Source organism: Fructobacillus sp. ESL1096, from assembly GCF_058511985.1.
This window is the reverse complement of record NZ_CP196400.1, coordinates 1,275,586-1,297,967: the sequence shown is the minus strand read 5'-3', so window position 1 is coordinate 1,297,967 and position 22,382 is coordinate 1,275,586. Positions and strand designations below refer to the sequence as shown.

Below are 22,382 nucleotides of genomic sequence, written 5' to 3'. Positions count from 1 at the left end.
TTCAATATATCAAATAACAAATAAATCTACTTCATTTATAAAAAAACCGGCCTACAGCCGGTTTTAAAATATGAATTAATAGTTCATGAAATAGTTATCCAATTCCCACTGTGAAACGAATTGACGATATGACGTATATTCGATGCGCTTTGCTTCGATAAACTTATCAGTAATATGAGTACCAATTGCATCGATGACAACATCATCATTACTTAATTCATCAAGGGCAGCCAACAACGTATCGGGCAAGTTTACAATCCCGGCCTTCTTACGTTCGTTTTCGTCCATCAAGTAAATATTTTTATCAACTGCAGCCGATGGTTCCAACTTGTTATCGATACCATCCAAACCTGCTGATAAGATTGCCGCCAAAACGGTGTAAGGGTTGGTTGTTGGGTCAACTGAACGCAATTCCAAGCGAGTAGCTAAACCACGTGAGGCAGGTACTCGCACCATTGGTGAACGGTTTGATGCTGACCAAGCAACATAAACTGGGGCCTCAAAGCCAGGCGTCAAACGCTTATATGAGTTAACCGTTGGGTTAGCCAAGGCAGTCAAGGCCGGGGCGTGCTTTAAAACACCACCCAAGAAATGCATTGCTGTATCAGACAAGCCCAAATTCTTGTCAGCATCATGACCATCAAAAACATTGCCTTGCTTATCAAACAAAGACATGTTTGTGTGCATTCCTGAGCCATTGATACCAGAGACTGGCTTTGGCATGAAGGTAGCATAGTAACCGTTCTTACGGGCGATTGTCTTCACAACCAACTTGAAAGTCTGAATCTTGTCAGCCATGTCAACAGCGTCTGAATACTTGAAGTCAACTTCATGCTGACCAGCAGCAACTTCGTGATGGGCAGCTTCAACTTCAAAGCCCATCTTTTCCAGTGTCAAAACGATTTCACGACGAACATTTTCACCACGGTCCAATGGAGCCAGGTCGAAGTAGTTTCCATGGTCGTTTAGTTCCATGGTTGGTTCACCCTTTTCATCTAACTTGAACAAGAAGAATTCTGGTTCAGTACCAACGTTAAAAGCAGTAAAGCCTTCGGCTTCGGCGCGTGAAACGGCGGCCTTTAAGGCAATTCGTGGGTCCCCTTTAAATGGTGTCCGGTCCTTTGAATACACGTCTGCAATCAAACGAGCAACTTTTCCACCATGCGCGTCAGTTGCCCATGGGAAAATCATGAATGTTGACAAATCAGGATAAAGATACATATCAGACTCGTTAATCCGAACGAATCCTTCAATTGAAGAACCGTCGAACATCAGGTCATTATCTAAGACCTTGTCCAGTTGTGAAACTGGCACTTCAACGTTCTTGATAGCGCCCAACACGTCAGTGAATGTCACGCGAATGAATTCAACTTGTTCGTCTTGAACGATCTGCTTAATGTCTGCTTTTGTGTAAGAAGGTTTTGCCATTGGAGACTCCTTTACTTGGCTGCTATAGTGGGTACATTTTTTCTTGGCTGAAGGCTTTCTCCAGCCAAGCTGGCCAACTGGTCAGCTTTTTCAATCATCAATTCATTGTTCACAAAATACATTTTGTTCGGTCAATCAACCGTCAAAATCAGTGGTTATTAAAGCGAGCAATTTGAGCAAATTCATCTTGCAATGAACGGCGCAGACTGCTATCAGCACCAATCTGTTGCTGATTTTTCCGCTCGGCCTTAGCAAAGAGTTCTTTGATATCGGCAGTAGAATCACCAGCATCGAGGTAATCTTTAATTTGCAAGAGGCGGTCAATATCATTTAGGGAAAACCGCCGTTGACCACCCTTACCACGTTTTGGAGTGATTAATTCGTGCTGTTCATAGTAACGAATCTGGCGGTCGGTTAGAAGAGTCAACTCACGGACGGTTGACATTGGTAAAACGGCTCGGTTACGTTGCAATTCAGAACTGGACATGAAAAACTCCTTTCAGCTGGTGATGAAAACCTTACTTGGCTTCGTACCAGGTGGGACCGGCATGGTCCTCAACTTTCAATGGTACGGACAAATGAACGGCGGAATCCATCACGGAGGTTACTAACTTTCGTACTTGCTCTAACTCCTCTTTTGGACATTCAAAGACCAGTTCATCGTGAACTTGCAAAAGCATTTTGGCTTGTAAGCCCTCTTTGGTTAAGGCCTGATCAACCTTAATCATGGCAATTTTAATAATATCAGCTGCCGAACCTTGGATTGGCGAATTCATTGCTGTTCGTTCAGCAAATGATCGACGGTTAAAGTTCTTGGAATTGATCTCTGGCAGGTAGCGACGGCGATGTTCAATCGTTTCAACAAAACCATCTTGATGAGCCTGCTCCTTAATCTGTTCCATCCATCCATGAATCTTAGGGAACTCCTTAAAATAGGTTTCGATAAAGGCCTTAGCGTCCTTGCGCGAAATGCCAAGGTTCTTTGATAAACCAAAATCAGAAATACCATAGACAATGCCAAAGTTAACGGCCTTAGCCGTTCTGCGATGGTTAGCATCAACCGGTTCATTGGCCTTCAAGCCAAAGACGGCGCGAGCCGTTTCGGCGTGAATGTCATCATCATCCATGAAGGCCTTCTTCATGTTTGGATCACCAGTAATGGCGGCCAAGACCCGTAATTCAATCTGCGAATAATCCGCACCGAAAATCAACCAATCGGGATGACTGGGAACAAAGGCGTGGCGAATTTTACGCCCCTCCTCCGTCCGCATCGGAATGTTTTGCAGGTTCGGGTCAACCGATGACAGCCGACCAGTCTGAGTCAACGTCTGTAAGAACCGGGTGTGGATTTTTTGATCAGCTTGACCAACAACGGCCAAGAGGCCATCAACATAAGTCGATTTAATCTTGGCCAGTTGCCGATATTCAAGAATATGGCTAACGATTGGCGCCTGTGGTGCCAATTCTTCCAAGACTTCAACAGCAGTTGAATAACCGGTCTTTGTCTTCTTAATCACTGGCAAGTTCATCTTTTCAAAGAGCAACGTCCCTAACTGCTTGGTCGAATTAATGTTAAATTCCTCACCGGCAATCCGATAAATTTCTTCCTTGAGTTGGCTAATTTTTTCGTCAAGTTCCTGGCCCATCTTTTCCAAACGGTCTTCCTTAACGGCAAACCCTTGGGCTTCCATCTTGGCTAAGACAAATGACAATGGCAACTCAACATCATGGTAGAGATCTGTTTGCTTGTGCTCAGCCAATTCCTCAAAGGCCTTGTCACGCAAGCCATAAAGCGCTTCCGCCTTGTGTCCAAGGTGATCATAAACCTCCTGATCATCAGTGGGCACAGCAAACTTGGCACCTTTGCCATAAAAATCTTCATCAGCTGGCAGATACAAACCGAAGCGAGCGGCCAGGGTTGACAAGACATTGTCATTGCCAACTGTATCAAGCAGATAGGCGACGAGCATAAAGTCAAAATCAACACCAGCAAGCTGCAAATCCAAGCGATGCATCAAAACCCAAACTTCCTTGGCATTGAAAAGTCGTAACTTCTGTTTTGGATTTTCAATCAAGTCACGGAGTGTCTGATTTTCAAACCAGGTAAAGTCAAGACTGGCAAAGTACCCCAAATCATCATTACCGATAGCAAAGGCTAGCATGTCAGCTGTATGATAATTATCCGCATCTGTATCGATCTGAATCGCTAAGGTATCTGCTTTAGCAAGGGCAGCTAAGGCCGCATCGTTCAATTCCTTGACTGGCTGAAAATTAGCGCCTCGTGACTCGACCTCTTCAACGGAAGTATCATCTTGACCAACCAATTGATGCGCTTTAAGCTTGGCCAGCGCTGATTTGAAATGTAAGCTCTCAAACAGTTCAACCAAGCCCTTGGTTTTCGGTCCATTGTAGGCTAAGTCCCCCAAGGAAATTGATAAATCAGCATCAGTAATGATTGTGGCCAATTTTCGTGCGCGATAGGCAACTTCCTTATCCGCAATCAAATTTTCCTTCATCTTGGACTTTTTCATATCGTCAACATGGGCGTATAAGTTATCCAGATCATGGTATTCAGTTAACAGTTTCAAAGCTGTCTTTTCACCAACCTTTGTTACCCCAGGATAATTATCAGAGGTATCACCAGTCAAAGCCTTTTTATCAATAATCTGCGCTGGTGTCAGCCCGAACTTTTCTTTTATATGAGCGGGTGTGTATTCTTCAATCTGAGTCACACCTTTTTTGGTAATTTTCACAGTCACCTGATCGGTAGCCAACTGCGTCAAATCTTGGTCTCCGGTAATGATGGTGACGTCATCACCCGCTTTTTCTCCTTCCCTTGATAGTGTCCCAATGATATCGTCTGCTTCCAAACCATTTTGTTCGTAGTTATGAAGACCATGTGCTAACACCATTTCACGCAGGTATGGAAATTGTTCCTTAAATTCAACCGGTGTCTTATCCCGACCACTCTTATAGTCAGCATAAAGATCACCACGAAAGGTTTTCTTACCTGATTGAGCATCCCAAGCGACAAGAGCATAGTCAGGTTGCATTGGTAAGACGATTGATTCTAAAAAGTTATTAAAAGCCACAAGGGCATTGGTATGTAATCCTTCCGGTGTTACCATTCGGTCTAGCTGTTGGTACATCGCGTAGAAAGCCCGAAACGCCAGCGAATTTCCATCAATTAAAAGTAGTTTTTTAGTCATTGGTTAGTCCTTATTTAACTTGTTTGTAGTTTAGCACAAAAAAAGCTCGCCGAAGCGAGCGATGTTAGTTTTTCTGACGTGTTAATTTCGGTTATCGCCGAAAAGTTGGATCAAAGCGTAGAAAATGTTCATGAAATCAAGGTAGAGCATCAAAGCCCCAGACACGGCCAACCCGGTTGTCTGAGCTTCACTCGCACCGTTAGCTGACAATTGAACATAAACCCGACGTAATGTATTGTTGTCGTAAGCAGTGTACAAAGCAAACACGATAACAGTTGCCACTGAAATCAACAAGTGCATGGTTGAAGAACCCATGAAGATATTAATTACTGATGCCACAATGATCCCAATCAGTGAGCCAAAGAGGATTGGGCCCATTGAAGCCATTGACTTCTTTGAAAAATAACCATAAGCAGCCATACCGGCAAACAAAGCCGCAGTTGAAATAAAGGCAGCACCGACTGAAGCAACCGTGTAAACAGCCAAAATCAAACCAAGCGTTAAGCCTTGGACAGCCGAAAAGGCCATCAAAAGACCAAAGGCCTTGGAGGGATTATTGGCAAATGAAGCGTTGCGAATCATGGCCACAATGACCAATTCAACGACAACAACCGCTGCCATCCCAATCCAGCTACCCAAAAAGAGTTGGGCAACTTGTTGCAAAAAGAAATGTTGAACGACGTAGCCGGCAACGGCCGTTACAGCCAAGGCAATTGCCATATAGCCATAAACACGCTGGAAGAAGGACTTCATGCCTTCATCAGCGCCCGTCACATCGCGGCGAGCGTTCATATCAAAATTATCCATCAGATACCTCCCATTGGTATTGTCAATTTTTCTATCTATATGGTAACAAAAAAATCTTAATCTTAGATTAAAGGGTCTTCCCTTAATTCAAATCAGGCAAAGTTTGGCCAAGCAGTTTTTCATAAGCGTACTCGTACTTTTGAATATCACCAGCTCCCATAAAGACCAAAACAGCGTCATGGTGTTTCAACAGTGGTGATACATCGTCTTCCTTCAAGACAACAGCGCCATTTGGCAAAGCATCGGCGATGTCTTGGGCAGAAACTGTTCCTTTGCTTTCTCTGGCAGAACCAAATATTGGCGTCAAGTAAACCGTATCAGCCGCCTGCAAAGCCTGGGCAAATTCATCCTTATAAGCAATCACCCGAGTAAATGTGTGCGGCTGGAAAACCGCTACAATTTCCTTTGCTGGGTACTTCTGCCGAGCAGCATCAATCGTCGCTTGAATTTCCGTTGGATGGTGGGCGTAGTCATCGATAATGACAATGTCCTGAACTTTCTTTTCAGAAAAGCGGCGCTTGACCCCAGGATAAGTCAACAAGTGCGCGCGAACATTCGCCAAATCCAAACCTTCCAGGTATGCAACGGCAATGACCGCTGTGGCATTATAGACGTTATGCTGACCAAAAATTGGAATCGCAAATTCGCCCAAGTCCTGCCCTTTAAAGCTGACTGAAAAAGTTGAGCCAGCAGTCGTCTTCTTAACATTGCTAATCAAGAAGTCATCACGGCCGGCCTGATCACCGTAATAGTAAACGGGAACGTCAACTCCCAACTTCTGCAAACTTGGATCATCACCCCAAGCCACAATGCCCTTTTTAACACCTTTGGCAAAATCAACAAAAGCCGAGCGAACATCTGCCAAATCATGGTAGTAATCCGGATGATCAAAGTCAATGTTGGTCAAAATGGCATAGTCCGGATGGTATGGAGCAAAGTGACGCCGGTATTCATCAGCCTCTAAAACGAAGAAATCAGAACCCGCCACACCGTGGCCAGTTCCGTCCCCAATCAAGTAAGAGGTCTTGGCAACGTTCTTAAAGACGTGTGACAAAAGACCGGTAGTTGATGTTTTACCATGAGCACCAGCGACCGCAATAGTCGTGGCCTGGTCAATTTGCCTAGCAACGGCCTCCGGATAAGAAATCATCTTAACCCCAGCTTGTAATGCGGCCTGAACTTCAACCTGGTCATCCTCAAAGGCGTTACCACGGATAAAAGTTGCATCCTGATTATCCAAGACGTTTTGAGCGTCAAAAGGTAAAATTTTAATGCCTGCCTGCTCAAGTGGCGCCTGGGTATAGGTAAACTGGTCAATATCCGACCCCAAGACCTCATTACCTTGGTCATGCAAAATTTGGGCAAGAGGTCCCATTCCAGTACCCTTAATCCCGATCAAATAATACTTCTCTGACATGACAATCGCCCCTCTTAATAGTTTGTATCAATCAAGCCGTCCGCATACAAACTTTGGGCAGCAGCAGCATCAAAAGCCTGGCCAATTTGGCCAAAATCAGCTGGCAGAACTAGTGCGCCTGGCTTATCAGGTGCACCTGGTAACTTAAGTTCGCGGCCAGAAACAATCATCCCAGCTGATGGCACACCACGCAAAGCGCCATCCCAAATAATGGCACCGGAAGGCATCATTGTGCCGGGCTTAGCAACAACGACACGGATTCCCTCTTGCATGTTCGGAGAACCAGAAACGATTTGGAGGTTTTTCCCATTACCAACGTTTGCCTGAGTCACGTGCAAGTGATCAGAATCAGGATGTCCAGTCATTGAAACGACTTCACCAACAACCAAGTTTGATTGTTCAACGGCAATAGCATCGTCAAAACCAGCATCTTGCAGAATCTGGTTCACTTGAGCAACTTGGCTTTCCGTCAAAAAAACTTGACCGGTTTGGTCAGTCAATGCCAAAGCTGGGCCGACCCCATTAATATTGATGCCCAATGTTTGCTTACTTTGCGCATCAACCACCTTGGTCACCTGTCCCTTGGTTTCTTGGGTCACCTTGCTTGTCGCTGGCGCAAAGGTTAGCATTAAAATATCGCCAACCGCTGCCTGATTATAAACTGCAATCATGATTTTTTATCCTCTATCTCAAAATATTTTCAATTGCTGGCTATCCGCTCTTCAGGCAGACAATGAATCTAGGTAAGCCAGTAATAATTGGGCTGATTTTTGGCCGGCCTCGACAACGAATTCATCAAAAGTCACAGATGATTCACCATTAGCCAAATCAGAAACGCCCCGCAAGACAATAAACGGTACGTTAAAACGCGTTGCAACTTGGGCAACGGCTGCCCCTTCCATTTCGGCCAAAAGGGCCTGCGGAAAGTGTTGTTTAATTTCTTCTTTTTTGTCTTGTTGAACAAAGCTATCACCAGAGACAATCAAACCGGCCTGGCTATCCGTCAAGGCCTCAAACGCCTGAACCAAGTCTGCATCAGCTTCAAAATAGGCTGGTTGGGCTGGCAACTGTCCGAAGTCATAGCCAAAGACCGTAACGTCAGCATCAAAGTATGTTAATTTCGTACCAATCACCAGGTCACCTATGGCTAATTCTGGTTGCAATGCGCCGGCAGAGCCGGTATTGATGACCAAATCCACGTCAAAAACCTGGGTTAAAATCGTCGTTGCCGTTGCAGCAGCGACCTTACCAATCCCTGATTCCGCTAAAAAAATTTTTTGACCAGCATATTCACCAACCAAAACTGTCAAATCAGCAAAGTCTTTTTCAACTGGGTTTTGGATAGCGTTCGTCAATGCCTTTTTTTCTTCCGGCATTGGGGTAATAATTCCAATCTTCAAAGTAGGTTTCCTCACTGATCTTTAGTTAAAATTGACAAAGAAAAAGAAAAGATACGTCAAAACAATCAAAACTGCCACTAAAATCATCCCACGGTTATAGCGGTATGCTAGACGGTCTGTCTTCCCCTTTTCTGTTAATTCACCATTTGATCCCAGTTCAAAGCGACCTTTTTTAGTCAGGCGCATCTCGGCTCGGTTTTCCGGCTCCACCACTGTAATTTGATCCGGGTGGGCCTTTTCATATTCACGCTCAACTTGCTTGCGTATCTTTGCCCGCTTCTTATCTTCACGACTTTGCCCTGACCGGGTGAAAAAATGATTATTTGCCATTTGTTAATCTCCAATTTGTCCAGTAGAAATAAGCCGTCAACGTCTTTTGATCATTGAGTTCGCCTCGTTGATAAAGCGCGGCCATTTCATCATAGGAAACCGTCAAGAGGTCCAAAGATTCGCCGTGGTCCTGTGGCAGTTGTTTAGCATTTACCAGAGCTGTCATATCGGTTGCTAGGTAAAGGACAATTTTTGCATCCGTAAAGCCAATGGCTTCATAAACAGTCGCAAATGCCGTCAAAGAACCAGGATGAAAACGAATCTCTTCGTTTAGTTCCCGGATAGCAGCTTGCCGTGCGGCTTCCTCTTGGTTTCCGTGGTCGCGACTGTCAACTTTGCCAGCCGGAATTTCTAGCACAAAATCATCGGCTGCAGCGCGCCATTGACGAACTAAGATAGCGTGATCGGCATCTACTAGTGGCAAGATTCCAACGGCCAAGGCATGGTGGACGATATCACGTTGCGCCTTACTTCCGTCAGCAAGTTCCACCTGGCGCTTCTCAACAGAGAAAATCTTGCCTTGGTAAACATCTTGCTTTGATAAAAACCGTTCTTTTTCCGCCATGCTTAGTCCTTTCTGTCGATAACCTGGACTTGGGCAGCCTGAAAGGCATCCTTGCCTTGAACCAGGACGTAGGCAACTCGTTGCCCCTGGTGAAGGGATTTAAAACCATCACCAGCAATGCCGTTAAAATGGACGTAAACGTCCGGTCCCTTTTGATCGGGTGTGATATAGCCATAGCCACGTTCGGCTTGCCAAATTTTTACTGTTCCATATTTCATAGCTCTATTATAGCAAAAAACGGTCTGAATCGCTTAGTAAAAGTCTTCTTTCTGTCAAATCAGTACTGAAATTGACCAAAAAAAAGACGACAAAAGTCGTCTTTCAATCCTGCTTTGCTTTAAATAATCGCAATCAAGATAAAGTTAATCAAGAAGAAGGCGGTAATCACCAGCAAAATTGGTGACAACGTCTTGAATTGCTTTTGGGCAATCTTGACAACAATATAAAAGATAAATCCTGCGGCAATTCCATAAGAAATTGAATAAGAGAAGGCCATAAAAATTGACGTAAAGAAGGCTGGCAAGGCGACCGCCAAATCTGCCCAATCAATCTTTTTAAACTCAGCCATCATCATGATTCCAACCACAATCAACAGTGGTGCGATAGCGGCCGTTGGCACAATCGATACCAATGGTGCCAAGAAAAGCATCAATATGAAGCCAATCGAGGTAACGACATTGGCCAAACCAGTTCGGCCACCCGCCGCGACCCCAGTCGCTGATTCAATGAAGGTTGTCGTATTCGAAGTTCCAACAGCTCCCGCTAAGGTCGTCGTAAAGGTATCGACAACCAAGGCCTTGTCCATCTTCGAATTAAAGGAGTTATCAGCAACAAAGGCTTCTTGGTCTTCCTTAGAGAAAATACCGGTCTGGTTACCAATGCCAATCAAAGTTCCAATCGCATCAAACAAACCAGTTAAGCCCATTGCGAAAATCGTTACGACCGCCAAAATGGTCTTTTGCCAAGTACCAAAGAGTGACTGCATACCGTGTGGACCAAAAGCAGCACCAAAGGTAGATGAAAATTCAGCAAAGGCGTGTGACAAAGAAGTTGCTGATGACAGGTGCACATCTGTCACCCCCATTGGAATACCAATCAAAGTCGTTACGATTAGCGTAATCAAAAATGCGCCTGGGACCTTTTTAATCAACATAAAGGTTAGCAACAGCAAGCCAATCAAGGCCAAAAGTGCTGGTGCTTGCGTAAATTTCGTTAATTCTGGTGTTACCCCACCAGAAGCCAACAAGGAGGTCAATGGACCATGAACTGATCCACCATGATAGGCTTGATCATTAACGGTAATCAAGTTGTTACCATCAATAACAAAGTTGATGAATCCAGCATTCTTCAAGCCAATATAGGTCACAAAGACACCTAACCCACCACCAATTGCGGCTTTTAGCTCAGTTGGAATCGCCTTCACGATTGCTTGGCGACCATGGGTCAACGTAATCATGACATCCAAAATTCCAACCAAGAAAACAATGGCCAAAGCCTGTTGCCACTTAAAGCCAAAGCCAAAGACGATGGTATAAGTAAAATAGGCCTGCATCCCAATTCCAGGGGCTAGGGCAAAAGGAACGTTGGCATACAAGCCCATCGCCAAAGTTCCAAAAACGGCCACAATAATGGCTGCCACGAAGACAGCCAAAGCTGGCATCCCCGTTTGGCCCAAAATTTGTGGGTTCAAGAAGAAAATGTAAGCCATGGACACGAAAGTCGTAATCCCGGCCACCACTTCACGGCGTACCGTGGTGTTGTTTTCTTTGAGTTTAAAAAATGATTGCATGCTATCCGGCTGGCAAAGCGCCGGCTCCTTTTCTTATTTTTTTGATAACTGCTGATATCCGCCACAGCAGTGGTGCATTTTTGTCTTAACTATCTCACGGCCCTGCTGAAAAAGCAAACGTTAACTATCTCGCGAACCAACTTAAAAATCAAGCATTAACTGCCTAACAATTCCATCGAAAACATCCGACGTGAACCATCCGCTGGCCAGAGCTAAAAGTCAAACAAAGACAACTGATTTTCATCCGGCAAATCCGAGATGACCGAGTGCAACGTTAAGAACTCAATAATGGTCTGCGAGACCTTTCCCCGCTTTTTCAAGTCTTCCTTACTAATAAACTTCTTTTCGACACGAGCCGCCACAATCTGCTTGGCCACGTTATCGCCCAAACCAGGAATTGTTGAGAATGGTGGGATCAACTCATTCCCATCGATGACCCAATCCGTCGCTTCCGACCGATAAAGGTCGACCATCTTAAATGAAATCCCCCGTTCTAATGCTTCATTAGCCATTTCCAAGACGGTCTGCAAATCTTGGTCACCCTTGGTAGCATCGTTGCCAAGATCACGAATCTTGGCGATAGCTGATTTAACTGCTTCCTTACCACGAGCCATGGCAACTACATCAAAGGCCGAGGCACGGACTGAGAAATAAGTTGCGTAATAGACCGCTGGGAAGTAGACCTTAAAGTAAGCAATCCGCAGTGCCATCAAAACGTAAGCCGCCGCGTGGGCTCGGGGGAACATATACTTAATCTTCAAACAAGATTCGATATACCACTCTGGCACCTCATGCTGACGCATCAGTGCCTGGTACTCATCAGTAATCCCTTTTCCCTTTCGAACCTTTTCCATGATGTTAAAGGCATCTTCTGAAGGCAGGCCATAGCCAATTAAATCGGTCATGATTTTGTCACGGGTTCCAATCACCGTAGCGATTGTCGCCGTGCCGTTTTCAACCAAGTCGTGGGCGTTTCCAAGCCACACATCCGTTCCGTGGGACAGACCAGAAATCTGTAGTAATTCCGAATAAGTGTGTGGCTGCGTGTCTTCTAGCATCCCGCGCACAAAGTTCGTTCCAAATTCGGGCAACCCAAGGGTTCCGGTCTTCGAATTAATTTGTTCAGGAGTTACCCCCAGGGCTTCAGTTGAGGTAAAGAGGCTCAAAACACCCGGATCATTGGCTGGAATTGACTGTGGATCAATCCCAGACAAATCCTTGAGCGTACGAACCATCGTTGGATCATCATGTCCCAGAATATCCATCTTCAAAAGGTTATCGTGAATGGAATGATAATCCATGTGAGTCGTCTGCCACAGGGCCGTTTGGTCATCAGCTGGGTATTGCACCGGCGTAAAATCATAAATCTCATAATCAGCCGGGACAATCAGGATGCCACCAGGATGCTGCCCCGTTGTCCGCTTGACCCCGGTAATACCAGAAGCCAAACGTTCCACTTCAGCGCCACGGTAGTGCTGATCATGGTCACGCTCATAGGCTTTCACATAACCAAAGGCCGTTTTTTCGGCGACGGTCGCAATCGTGCCAGCACGATAAACCTTCTTTTCACCAAACATCACCTTCATATAGTTATGGGCAATTGGCTGGTAATCACCCGAGAAATTCAAATCGATATCAGGCACCTTATTTCCGGTGAAGCCCATGAAGGTTTCAAAGGGAATGTTTTGCCCGTCACCAATCAGCATTTCACCGGGATGGTTTGGGTCTTCCTTGTCAGGCAAGTCATAGCCCGAACCATACTGCTTTTCATCGGCTAACTCAAAGTAATCACCATGAGCCGACCGATAGTGTGGTGGTAAAGGATTAACCTCGGTAATTCCAGACATGGTCGCCACGAAGGATGAGCCAACCGATCCACGAGAACCAACCAGATAGCCGTCCTTATTGGACTTGGCCACCAGGCGTTGGGCAATCATGTAGTGAGGCGCAAAGCCGTTCCCAATAATTGACTTCAATTCGCGGTCAATTCGTTCCTGGATCAACTCGGGCAGGGGATCGCCATAAGCCTTCTTGGCAGCGGCAAAGGTTTTTTCGCGCAATTCGTCACCGGCTTCTGGAATCTTTGGTGGGAATGATCCTTCCTTTAATGGCGAAATATTCTCAATCTGATTTGCGATTTCATGCGTATTCGTGATGACAACTTGTTTAGCCTCATCCTCACCCAAGAAAGCAAATTGATCGAGCAAGTCCTGGGTCGTACGGAAGTGCAAGTCCGGTAAGTTCGTCCGGTTCAACGGATTTCCCGGCTGTGACCCAATCAAGATACTTCGATAAATTTTATCTTCAGGGTTCGTATACTTGACGTCACCCGTTACCGCAACGGGCTTACCTAATTCTTGGCCAAGCTGAATCATTTCCTTGATTAACTTTTCCAGCTTACTTTTATTAGCAATTAGTTGACTATCCAACATTGGCTGATAGTTTGCCAATGGCTGAATTTCCAGGTAATCATAAAAAGTAGCCTTCTTTTTAGCCGCTTGATAGCCTTTTTCAATTAGGGTGACAATAACATCGCCATTTGTATCACCCGTTCCGATTAACAGCCCCTCGCGATACTTCACCAAAACGGATCGCGGAATCCGTGGCACCTTGTTAAAGTATTGAACGTTTGATTCCGAAACCAAGCGATACAGATTTTTCAGGCCCGTCTCGTTTTGCACCAACAAAGACAGGTGAAATGGTCGACCATGGCGCCAAGCCCCACCATCAAGCATATGATCATTTAATTGATTAAGATTTGATAAGTTAAAACGTTCCTTGGCCTCTTTTAGTAACTTCCAAGCCAAGTGACCAGTCGTTTCAGCATCATAAATGGCTCGGTGAGCCTGTTCCAACTCAATACTAAACTTCTTGGCCAAAGTGCCCAAGCGGTAAGACTTATAGTCAGGATACAACCAGCGCGTTAGGGTCAACGTATCAATCACAGGATTTGAAATTGCTACTTCACCATACCGGTCATAAGTAGCATTCAAGAAATCCACGTCGAAGGTCACGTTATGGCCAATCAAAACCGTTCCAGCGGACCATTCCCGAAAGGCATTAATCACATCTTTTTCCGGTTTGGCATTAGCCACCATGGCATCGGTAATCGACGTTAAATTTGTCGTAAATTCGGATAGTGGGAAGCCGGGATTGATATATTCTGAAAACTTATCAACCACGTTGCCTAATTCCATCTTGACAGCCGATAATTCAATAATCCGATCCGAAACGGCTGACAGCCCCGTCGTTTCCAAATCGAAAGCGACGTAGGTTTGATCCTTAGCCAAGAGGTCTAAGTCTCGGGAATTATATGCAATCGGATCACCATCTTCAACGACATTGGCCTCCATGCCATAAATCATTTTCAAATGATGCTTTTTTGCCCCAGCAATCGCTGTTGGATAACCTTGAACGTTGCCGTTATCCATGACTGCTAACGTCGTCTGGCCCCAATTTTCAGCCAAGCCAGCCAAACCATTAAAATCAGTGACCGCATCCATCCCAGACATATTGGTATGGGCATGCAGTTCGATGCGCTTTTGCTCACCTTCATAGGGTTCGGCCCGCTTTTCATGGTCAACGACTTGCAGGTCATAGATATTTAAGGCTAATTCACGAGCATAGGTGTCTTCTTGAACGTTTCCACGAACTTTGACCCACTGTCCCGCCTTTAATTGATCAAAGACGGCCTCATCCTGTTCATTGTTTGAAAACTTCTTTGCTGTAATAGAAGAGGAATAGTCCGTAATCTTTAAAGTCATCAACTGGCGACCAGACCGCAGTTCCCGAACTTCATCAGCAAAGACAAAGCCCTCGACAACGACCCGCGATTCCTCACCGTCGATTTCCTCTAAGCGAGTAACCGGGATATCCGAGTTGATTGCCCGGCCAAGGCGTAGGGCAACCCCGGAAGCAGACTTCTTTGGCTTAGCCGCATTGGCCTTTTCGATGGCCTGGTTAATACTTTCTTGAACAGCCTGATGGTGAGACTGATAATCTTGTGAAAGCTTTTCCTGGACCTTTTCATCGACTTGGACAGTAAAGGCCAGATCAGGCAAGCCAAAGCTTTGATAAACTTCCTTTAATTCAGCCAGAACAGCCTTTGTCATGGCAGCTGCTAAGTTTGGCATCGCCGTGGCAATCAACACCTCCTGGTCATTTACCAGGCTAATTTGAGAAGAAGCCGCTAACTGTTGCCCAACGGCAAAAGGCAGACTAGTTTTAGTTAAGGCGAGGTGAAAATAGTTGCGAATCACTTCGTCGCTAACTGTTGTATCAGCTGCTTCAACAGCCAAGTCAACTGAGGAAACATGCTGAAAGTTCCCTTGCAGACCCTGGGAAAGACTCAGATAAGCCTGGAAGGGTAAGACCTGATTTAACGCTAAAACAAAGCGCCAGGACTTTTCAACCGGATTGACCTCAACCGCTTTTAAGTATCCACCTTGAAAATACGCCCGGTTTTCTTCCCCTTGCTTTGTTTGGGTCAGTAATTGTTCTAATTGTTCTGTTGGGCTCAGTGGCATACCAAAACCTTTCTATGACAGCAAAAAGCCGATCTACATCGGCTTTTTGTCAAACTTACTGTGCATCTTTTTGTCCATCTAGTAAGACGGCAATCGATTCATTTACTTCTGAAATTCGCATTTCAAATTCAGATTGAGTAGCACGGACAGTGACTTCCACAACCCCTTCACCGGCTTTCTTGCCAATCGTAATGCGAATTGGCAAACCAATCAAATCAGCATCGGCAAACTTTACACCTGGACGTTCTTTACGGTCATCAACCAAAACTTCTAATCCTTGGGCAGTCAGTGATTCTTCCAATTCTGCTGTCACCTTCGCCTGGTCATCATCCTTTAAGTTGATTGGTACAAGGTGAACAGCGAATGGCGCAACACTTGCTGGCCAAACCAGTCCCCTGTCATCACTCTTTTGTTCCGCAATCGCTGCCAACAAACGAGAAATGCCAATTCCATAAGAACCCATAATCATGTCAGTATTACGACCATTTTCATCAAGCACTTGCGCACCCAAGGCCTTTGAATACTTTGTGCCTAATTTGAAGATGTGACCAATCTCAATTCCCTTGGTAAATTGTAGCTTTCCCTTACCATCAACGGAAAGATCACCTTCCTTGGCCGTCCGGAAATCAGCAACCTGATCATCGTTCAATTCAACATCCCGACCCCAGTTCACGTTCAAGAGGTGCTGGCCATCTTCATTGGCCCCAGCGGCAAAGTTCACCAAATCGGCAGCTCTTTCGTCAACCAACAATTGAACCTTTTCTGGCAAACCAACGGGTCCTAATGAGCCAAATGATGCCCCGACAGTTTCTTTGACTAATCCTTCATCAGCCAGTTCCACTTCTGGATAACCCAAATGATTTTGAACCTTGACCATATTTACTTCATAGTCACCGGTCGTCACAACTGCAACCAAGTCTTGATCAGGCGTGACCACCATAATAGTCTTCACTAGCTGAGCCGGATCTTCGTCCAAAAGAGTTGCTAATTCCGTAATCGTCTTTGCATTTGGCGTATCAATCTTTTGTAACTCTGCTAATTCTTGATTCTCTTGTGCATTGCCCTTTCGAACGTAAGCATCCTTAGCCATTTCCAAGTTTGCCGCATATTCACTTTGGTCAGAGTAGACAATCGTGTCCTCTCCAGCAGCTGCAGGTGCCGAAAATTCCTTTGAATCAGAACCGCCCATGGCACCGGCATCACCAACAATTACCCGGTAATCAATACCAATGCGATCAAAAATCTTGACGTAAGCTGTTTCCATCTTAGTAAAGGCAGCATCCAAGCCAGCTTGATTAGCTGAAAATGAATAGGCATCCTTCATAATAAACTCACGCGTCCGCAAAAGGCCAAAACGTGGACGACCTTCATCACGGAACTTGGCTTGAATTTGATAAACCATTAATGGCAACTTTTTGTAAGACTTCACATCGTTAGCAAAAAGTTCCGTAAAAGTCTCTTCATGCGTTGGGCCCAAGATAAAATCACGGTCCTGACGGTTCTTGAATTTATATAAATCTTGACCGTAAGTTGCATAGCGACCTGATCGCTCCCACAATTCAGCAGGTAAAACTTCAGGTACCAACATTTCGTTGGCATCAATTGCATCCATTTCTTCCCGGATGATGGCTTCAATTTTGTTCAATACACGCTTTGCCAATGGTAAGTAAGCAAACATCCCAGCTGTAACAGGTCGAATGTAACCGGCCTTCAAGAGTAGTTGATGTGATTTTACTTCAGCGTCAGCAGGAACTTCCCGCAAGGTTGGCATAAAAAGCTGTGATTGTTTCATAAAGTCCTTCTTTCGACTAATTTTAATTTAATAGGCAATGGTCTATCATGAACAAGCGACCGACATTATTTGAAATAATTATTGACCCAAGTCTTTAATGGTCACTAAGATCATCAAGACAACCAGTAAGGCTGTTCCAGCACCAGTCAGTGTTGTTGCCAACCAGGCAGGCGCAGGTCGCCTAAAGATTCCCTCGATAAGGTCTAAAAAGATTTTACCACCATCTAGAGGCGGAATTGGTAAAAGATTAATTAAGCCTAGGTTGACCGATAAAATGCCCAATAATGCCAGCACCGTTACAAATCCTTGATGTGATGCCTGAGCAGTGGTCTTGGCTAACATCACGGGGCCGCCTAGCTTATTAATGGAAAAGCCACCCACAAAGAGATCCTTGATTCCATTACCTACCTGGGTAAACCATGTACCAGTATTAAGGAAAGAAAACTTAATTCTTGCTAGTGGATCGCGATAACTTTTGACCCCAACCCCGATTCGAATTTGTTTTTGTCCTGCAATCTCAATCAATTCCGGTGTGACCGTTTTATTCAGTGTCTTACCAGAACGACTGATTTTCAATTGCAATGGCTGATCGGCTTTTTTGGTAACCTCATTGGCAAAATCAGTAAAGCTCTGGACACTTTGACCATTGACAGCTAAAATCTGATCCCCAGACTGGATGCCTGCCTGAGCAGCCGGTTCACTCTTGACCACCTGGCCAATAATTGGTTCATTAAAATGAACGGATGGCAAGGCAAAACTTAAGATTCCGGCCGCTAAAATCGCCAAAATAAAGTTCATTGCCGGTCCCGCAAAGTTAATTAACAACCGCTTCCAGACAGGCGCTGATTCAACCCACGTGGTAGCGGGAGCGATGCGCGTGGTAATCCCCTCTTGGTCGGTCTTAATCGCTGTTTTGGCAACCTTCAACGTCAACAAGTTTTCCTCATCTTGACGGTAACCGGTCATGACCAGCTCATTGACTAAGTCAGCTGAATCGACTTGAAAAAAGAAACCCGGGCCATCCTGGTCAACCCGCTCATCCATGCTTTCGACCTCGCCGGCCTGATTTAAAACCAATCGAAAACGTTGTCCTGCTTCCAGCTCATCCTTTTCCATCTCGCTCGCCATGCGCACATAGCCACCAACGGGCAAGAGACGAATCGTATAAGCCGTTTGATTCTTATACCATGATAAAATTTTTGGTCCCATACCAATGGCAAACTCACGAACCAAGACACCTGCTTTTTTGGCGACAATAAAGTGTCCAAATTCATGGAAACCGACCAACAGGCCAAAAACAATCAAAAAAGCGATTAGCGCAGTGATGTTCATTTATTTCATCCTTAAAATAGTTACAAAGTTCTTATACTGATTTTTGCTGAGAAAAGCAGCCAGACAACCGGTTTTAGCTGCTACTGAAGCATTCCCAAAACAGCCATCAGTGGCATCACAACCAACATGGAGTCAAAGCGGTCTAAGATTCCACCATGACCTGGCAAAATTCGGCCAGAATCCTTAACACCAAAATGGCGTTTCAAAGCAGATTCAATCAAATCGCCAATTTGACCAGCAATCGACAGCAAAATAGCCATAATCACCAAATCCCAGACGGCATATGGCAAAGCATTAGTCAAAGCGTACAAGGTAACCACAACTGCCACAGCAATGGCTGTTCCACCAACAGAACCTTCCCAAGTCTTATTAGGTGAAAGATTAGGTGACAGCTTGTGCTTACCAAAGGACCGACCGACAAAATAAGCAAAAGAATCCGTTAACCAAACTAAAAGCATACCAAAGAATAAGACGGGCAAGCCACGGAAATCAGCCAAGTAGAAGTAGTGGAACCCTGTTCCAATATAGACCATGGCTAAAAAGAGCGTACCGGCATCTTGGAAATTAAAGCTCTTCTTGGCAAAAACCGTTCGAGCAAGAAACAAAAAGGCCAGGCCGTAAATCACAGATTGGCTGTTCACCGTTGCCGGCCAAAATCCGCTTTGCCAAAAATCTTTTGGCAGGATAATGGCGACAACTCCGATATAAGAAATCAGCGCTTCAAAAGAAACCAATAGCGTGTGGGTCATCTTTAAGACTTCACTCATCGCCACAATTCCTAGGGCAATGGTCAGCACTAGCAATGGTAAATCACCAATAATAATTAAAGGAACAAAAACAATCAAAGCCAAAACGGCCGTAATAATCCGCGTTTTCATCGGAATTTCTCACTTTCACAATTTAAATCTTTTTTCGTTTCTACCGACCCACTTTTTCATCCGGTTGGCTGTTAGATGTTGTTACTGGTTTTATGAGTTCACCTTGCCAAAGCGGCGGTCACGCTTGGTAAAACTTTCCAAGGCCAACTCAAACTGTTCTTGGTCAAAATCAGGCCAAAGAACCGGTGTGAAGTAAAACTCTGAATAGGCCGCCTGATAAGGCAAGAAGTTTGAGAGCCGTTCTTCACCAGAAGTCCGAATAATCAAATCAGGATCAGCCAAGTCACCTAAGAAACCAGTCGTTAATGCAGCAGCAAAGGTCGCCGGATTAATGTCTTCAACCGCCATGTCGCCGCCTTGAACCTTTTGAGCGAGTATTGCCGCCGCATCAACGATCTCCTTTTGGCCACCATAGTTTAAGGCAAAGTTCAAAACCATCCCAGTATTTTGACTGGTTTGCTCCTTAGCATCGTAAACTGCCCGCTTGGTTGCTTCTGGCAAGGCATCAATCGCGCCAATGGTTTCTACTCGAACATTTTGTTCAATTAACTCTGGCACAAAGGTATCAAAGAATGTGACCGGTAACTTCATTAAAAAAGAAACTTCATCCTTGGGTCGTGACCAATTTTCAGTTGAAAAAGCATAGAGGGTCAAAACTGAAACACCGGCAGAGGAGGCTAATTTAGTGACCGTCTTGACCGTTTCCATCCCTTGCTTATGACCCGCAACCCGGGGCATATGCCGTTGTTTGGCCCAACGACCATTGCCATCCATAATAATGGCTAAGTGCTTTGGAATTTTTAGTTCATTTAAGACCAAGTGGTGGCCAACTAAATGTTTCTTTTTATGTGAAAATACCTTTGCCAACAGGCTCATCTTTTTGTCTCCGTCCGACTTTCGTTATTTAATTCATTCTTCACTATTTTACCAGAAAAAAGCAGGCAAACAAAAAAATGCCGGCTGAAATTCGCCGACATTTTGGTTACTAGTGTTGTTTTTTGATGATTGGCAGCCACACGCTTTATTGAACCGTGACTGATTTTGCCAGGTTACGAGGACGATCAACATCCAAATTTCGATCCAATGTTGCATAATAAGCAATCAACTGGGCTGGGATAACGGCCAAGATTGGCATCAACAGTTCTGCCACCTCAGGCAAAACAAAGGCATCGCCATCCTTGGTCAAACTCTTTGAGGCAATCACCACCGTATTGGCACCACGGGCGGCCACCTGAGCCACCTCACCACGGAGCAATCCGGCCGTCTTCTTCTGCGTCAACAGCGCAAAGACCGGTGTGCCGTCTTCAATCAAAGAAATCGTACCGTGCTTCAATTCCCCGGCCGCAAACCCTTCTGTTTGCACGTAAGAAATTTCCTTTAACTTCAAAGCTGCTTCCAAAGCAACTGCAGCATCCAAGCCACGCCCAATATAAAAGGCTGACTTTTGGTCCTTCAGGGCCGTTTCGGCAATCTTCTTAAAGGTTTCCTTTTCATCCGTAATAGCTGAGATTTCAACAGCAACCTTAGCCAATTCTGCCTTCAAATCAAAGCCAGGGTTCCCTAAGGCTGAAGCCAAGATGGCCTGCACCAAAACTTGAGCCGTATAGGCCTTGGTTGAAGCTACGGCGATTTCTGGGCCAGCCAAAACTGGCAAGGCAAAATCAGCTTCGCGGGTCAACGTTGAGTTCATCACATTAGCCAACGTCAAGGCTGGGAAGCCCTGCTTCTTAACATTATCCAATACTTCACGGGAATCAGCTGTTTCACCTGACTGAGACAAGAAGATAAAGAATGGCTTAGCTGACAACATTGGTTGGTCGTAAGCAAATTCAGAAGCAATGTGCACTTCTGTTGGAATCTTCGCCCACTGTTCGAAGTAGCGCTTACCAACCAAACCGGCGTGGTAAGAAGTTCCAGCTGCTACGATATACAAACGGTCCGCTTCCTTCATCTTGTCGGTGATGGCACAACCGATTCCCTGCAACTGTCCCTCTTCATCAAAGTAATGAGCAGCGATGTTACGAGCAACAACTGCTTGTTCATCAATTTCCTTCAACATGTAGTAGGGATAAGCGCCCTTATCAGTGTCTTCTGGGTCAATTTCTAATGTAAAATGTTGGCGATCAACTGGTTCTTCTTGAGCATCATAAACGGCGACTGAGTCTGGCTTAATGATGGCGATATCGCCATCGCGCAATTCAATAAATTCTTTTGTCACATCAACCATCGCTGCAGCATCAGACGTCACCACATTACCATGGTCAGAAACACCAACCAAAAGTGGCGACTTTTTCTTTGCGGCAAACAAGGTACCAGGTTCCTTTGTATCAATTAACAAGAAACCATAAGCTGAGTTATCGCCCAACAAAGAAATCATCTTTCGGAAAGCTTCTACGTTTGACAAACCGTCTTCGGTAGCAAACTTGTCAACTAATTGAACGGCAACTTCCGTATCCGTTTCAGAAACAAAGTGAACACCAGACAAGTATTCGGCCTTCAACTCTTGGTAATTTTCAATCACGCCGTTGTGAACCAAGTAAAAACGGTCATCGGATGACTTTTGTGGGTGGGCGTTTTCAATGGTCACGTTACCATGAGTTGCCCAACGAGTATGCGCAATACCAGAAGTCCCAATAAAGCCGTTGGCCTTAGCCTTTTCAGCTAATTTGGCAACCCGTCCCTTCTCACGAATATAGGCATCATTGCCTGCATTATCCATCAGATAAACACCGGCAGAATCGTAACCACGGTATTCCAACTTTTGCAAACCATGCAAAAGGCATGGCAAAGCTTGTTCAACACCGGTTACTCCAACAATTCCACACATACAAAATTTCTCGCTTTCAAAAAAATTGGTTTGGTAATACTTTTTAAGTTAACAACTGCTATTTTATCAGTATTCGTTGCTT

At 45.0% G+C, this 22,382-nt stretch carries 17 protein-coding genes; all 17 read right to left on the bottom strand.

Going from position 1 to position 22,382, the window contains the following annotated elements:
• Window positions 1–75: 75 nt before the first annotated feature.
• The 17 genes from glnA to glmS all read right to left on the bottom strand — a co-directional run bounded on the left by glnA (window position 76) and on the right by glmS (window position 22,300).
• Window positions 76–1,428 (bottom strand): type I glutamate--ammonia ligase, encoded by a 1,353-nt coding sequence (gene glnA / locus ACSYSR_RS06255; protein ID WP_489815768.1) that lies wholly within the window; start codon window positions 1,426–1,428, stop codon window positions 76–78.
• Window positions 1,429–1,576: 148 nt separating this feature from the next.
• Window positions 1,577–1,915 carry a MerR family transcriptional regulator gene (locus ACSYSR_RS06250; RefSeq protein WP_489815769.1) on the bottom strand — a complete coding sequence of 113 codons (339 nt, stop codon included), beginning with the start codon at window positions 1,913–1,915 and terminating at the stop codon, window positions 1,577–1,579.
• Between the two features lie 31 nt (window positions 1,916–1,946).
• Window positions 1,947–4,637 (bottom strand): DNA polymerase I, encoded by a 2,691-nt coding sequence (polA, locus tag ACSYSR_RS06245; protein WP_489815770.1) that lies wholly within the window; start codon window positions 4,635–4,637, stop codon window positions 1,947–1,949.
• A gap of 81 nt (window positions 4,638–4,718) precedes the next feature.
• On the bottom strand, window positions 4,719–5,444 hold the full coding sequence (locus ACSYSR_RS06240; RefSeq protein ID WP_489815771.1) for a Bax inhibitor-1/YccA family protein: 726 nt from the start codon (window positions 5,442–5,444) through the stop codon (window positions 4,719–4,721).
• Window positions 5,445–5,526: 82 nt separating this feature from the next.
• Window positions 5,527–6,861: a UDP-N-acetylmuramate--L-alanine ligase gene (gene murC, locus ACSYSR_RS06235; RefSeq protein WP_489815772.1), complete on the bottom strand. Its 1,335-nt coding sequence runs from the start codon at window positions 6,859–6,861 to the stop codon at window positions 5,527–5,529.
• Between the two features lie 14 nt (window positions 6,862–6,875).
• Entirely contained in the window at window positions 6,876–7,532 is a 657-nt protein-coding gene (gene ytpR, locus ACSYSR_RS06230) for a YtpR family tRNA-binding protein (RefSeq protein ID WP_489815773.1), read from the bottom strand.
• 51 nt (window positions 7,533–7,583) lie between these two features.
• On the bottom strand, window positions 7,584–8,261 hold the full coding sequence (locus ACSYSR_RS06225) for a 5'-methylthioadenosine/adenosylhomocysteine nucleosidase (RefSeq protein ID WP_252773778.1): 678 nt from the start codon (window positions 8,259–8,261) through the stop codon (window positions 7,584–7,586).
• A gap of 21 nt (window positions 8,262–8,282) precedes the next feature.
• Window positions 8,283–8,591 (bottom strand): hypothetical protein, encoded by a 309-nt coding sequence (locus ACSYSR_RS06220; RefSeq protein ID WP_252773777.1) that lies wholly within the window; start codon window positions 8,589–8,591, stop codon window positions 8,283–8,285.
• Window positions 8,581–9,156 (bottom strand): NUDIX hydrolase, encoded by a 576-nt coding sequence (locus ACSYSR_RS06215; RefSeq protein ID WP_489815774.1) that lies wholly within the window; start codon window positions 9,154–9,156, stop codon window positions 8,581–8,583. Before ACSYSR_RS06215 ends, ACSYSR_RS06220 begins: the two co-directional genes overlap by 11 nt.
• Window positions 9,157–9,158: 2 nt before the next feature.
• A complete protein-coding gene (locus ACSYSR_RS06210) occupies window positions 9,159–9,374 on the bottom strand; it encodes a cold-shock protein (protein ID WP_252773775.1) in 216 nt (71 codons plus the stop codon).
• A gap of 119 nt (window positions 9,375–9,493) precedes the next feature.
• Entirely contained in the window at window positions 9,494–10,945 is a 1,452-nt protein-coding gene (locus ACSYSR_RS06205; protein WP_489815775.1) for an NCS2 family permease, read from the bottom strand.
• A 212-nt stretch (window positions 10,946–11,157) separates the two neighbouring features.
• Window positions 11,158–15,471, bottom strand: a complete 4,314-nt coding sequence (locus ACSYSR_RS06200; RefSeq protein WP_489815776.1) for a PolC-type DNA polymerase III — start codon at window positions 15,469–15,471, stop codon at window positions 11,158–11,160.
• A 55-nt stretch (window positions 15,472–15,526) separates the two neighbouring features.
• Entirely contained in the window at window positions 15,527–17,263 is a 1,737-nt protein-coding gene (locus ACSYSR_RS06195) for a proline--tRNA ligase (protein ID WP_489815777.1), read from the bottom strand.
• 78 nt (window positions 17,264–17,341) lie between these two features.
• A complete protein-coding gene (gene rseP, locus ACSYSR_RS06190; protein ID WP_489815778.1) occupies window positions 17,342–18,595 on the bottom strand; it encodes an RIP metalloprotease RseP in 1,254 nt (417 codons plus the stop codon).
• An 80-nt stretch (window positions 18,596–18,675) separates the two neighbouring features.
• The gene (locus tag ACSYSR_RS06185) at window positions 18,676–19,473 is read right to left on the bottom strand and encodes a phosphatidate cytidylyltransferase (protein ID WP_489815779.1); all 798 of its coding nucleotides are present in this window, start codon (window positions 19,471–19,473) and stop codon (window positions 18,676–18,678) included.
• Window positions 19,474–19,563: 90 nt separating this feature from the next.
• Window positions 19,564–20,349 carry an undecaprenyl pyrophosphate synthase gene (uppS, locus tag ACSYSR_RS06180; RefSeq protein WP_489815780.1) on the bottom strand — a complete coding sequence of 262 codons (786 nt, stop codon included), beginning with the start codon at window positions 20,347–20,349 and terminating at the stop codon, window positions 19,564–19,566.
• A gap of 145 nt (window positions 20,350–20,494) precedes the next feature.
• Entirely contained in the window at window positions 20,495–22,300 is a 1,806-nt protein-coding gene (gene glmS / locus ACSYSR_RS06175) for a glutamine--fructose-6-phosphate transaminase (isomerizing) (RefSeq protein WP_489815781.1), read from the bottom strand.
• Window positions 22,301–22,382: the final 82 nt, after the last annotated feature.

What these genes read in the sequence shown, in the direction of transcription:
- glnA (WP_489815768.1), bottom strand. Translation starts at nt 1,428, where the DNA reads ATGGCAAAACCTTCTTACACAAAAGCAGACATTAAGCAGATCGTTCAA.
- ACSYSR_RS06250 (WP_489815769.1), bottom strand. Translation starts at nt 1,915, where the DNA reads ATGTCCAGTTCTGAATTGCAACGTAACCGAGCCGTTTTACCAATGTCA.
- polA (WP_489815770.1), bottom strand. Translation starts at nt 4,637, where the DNA reads ATGACTAAAAAACTACTTTTAATTGATGGAAATTCGCTGGCGTTTCGG.
- ACSYSR_RS06240 (WP_489815771.1), bottom strand. Translation starts at nt 5,444, where the DNA reads ATGGATAATTTTGATATGAACGCTCGCCGCGATGTGACGGGCGCTGAT.
- murC (WP_489815772.1), bottom strand. Translation starts at nt 6,861, where the DNA reads ATGTCAGAGAAGTATTATTTGATCGGGATTAAGGGTACTGGAATGGGA.
- ytpR (WP_489815773.1), bottom strand. Translation starts at nt 7,532, where the DNA reads ATGATTGCAGTTTATAATCAGGCAGCGGTTGGCGATATTTTAATGCTA.
- ACSYSR_RS06220 (WP_252773777.1), bottom strand. Translation starts at nt 8,591, where the DNA reads ATGGCAAATAATCATTTTTTCACCCGGTCAGGGCAAAGTCGTGAAGAT.
- ACSYSR_RS06215 (WP_489815774.1), bottom strand. Translation starts at nt 9,156, where the DNA reads ATGGCGGAAAAAGAACGGTTTTTATCAAAGCAAGATGTTTACCAAGGC.
- ACSYSR_RS06210 (WP_252773775.1), bottom strand. Translation starts at nt 9,374, where the DNA reads ATGAAATATGGAACAGTAAAAATTTGGCAAGCCGAACGTGGCTATGGC.
- ACSYSR_RS06205 (WP_489815775.1), bottom strand. Translation starts at nt 10,945, where the DNA reads ATGCAATCATTTTTTAAACTCAAAGAAAACAACACCACGGTACGCCGT.
- ACSYSR_RS06200 (WP_489815776.1), bottom strand. Translation starts at nt 15,471, where the DNA reads ATGCCACTGAGCCCAACAGAACAATTAGAACAATTACTGACCCAAACA.
- ACSYSR_RS06195 (WP_489815777.1), bottom strand. Translation starts at nt 17,263, where the DNA reads ATGAAACAATCACAGCTTTTTATGCCAACCTTGCGGGAAGTTCCTGCT.
- rseP (WP_489815778.1), bottom strand. Translation starts at nt 18,595, where the DNA reads ATGAACATCACTGCGCTAATCGCTTTTTTGATTGTTTTTGGCCTGTTG.
- ACSYSR_RS06185 (WP_489815779.1), bottom strand. Translation starts at nt 19,473, where the DNA reads ATGAAAACGCGGATTATTACGGCCGTTTTGGCTTTGATTGTTTTTGTT.
- uppS (WP_489815780.1), bottom strand. Translation starts at nt 20,349, where the DNA reads ATGAGCCTGTTGGCAAAGGTATTTTCACATAAAAAGAAACATTTAGTT.
- glmS (WP_489815781.1), bottom strand. Translation starts at nt 22,300, where the DNA reads ATGTGTGGAATTGTTGGAGTAACCGGTGTTGAACAAGCTTTGCCATGC.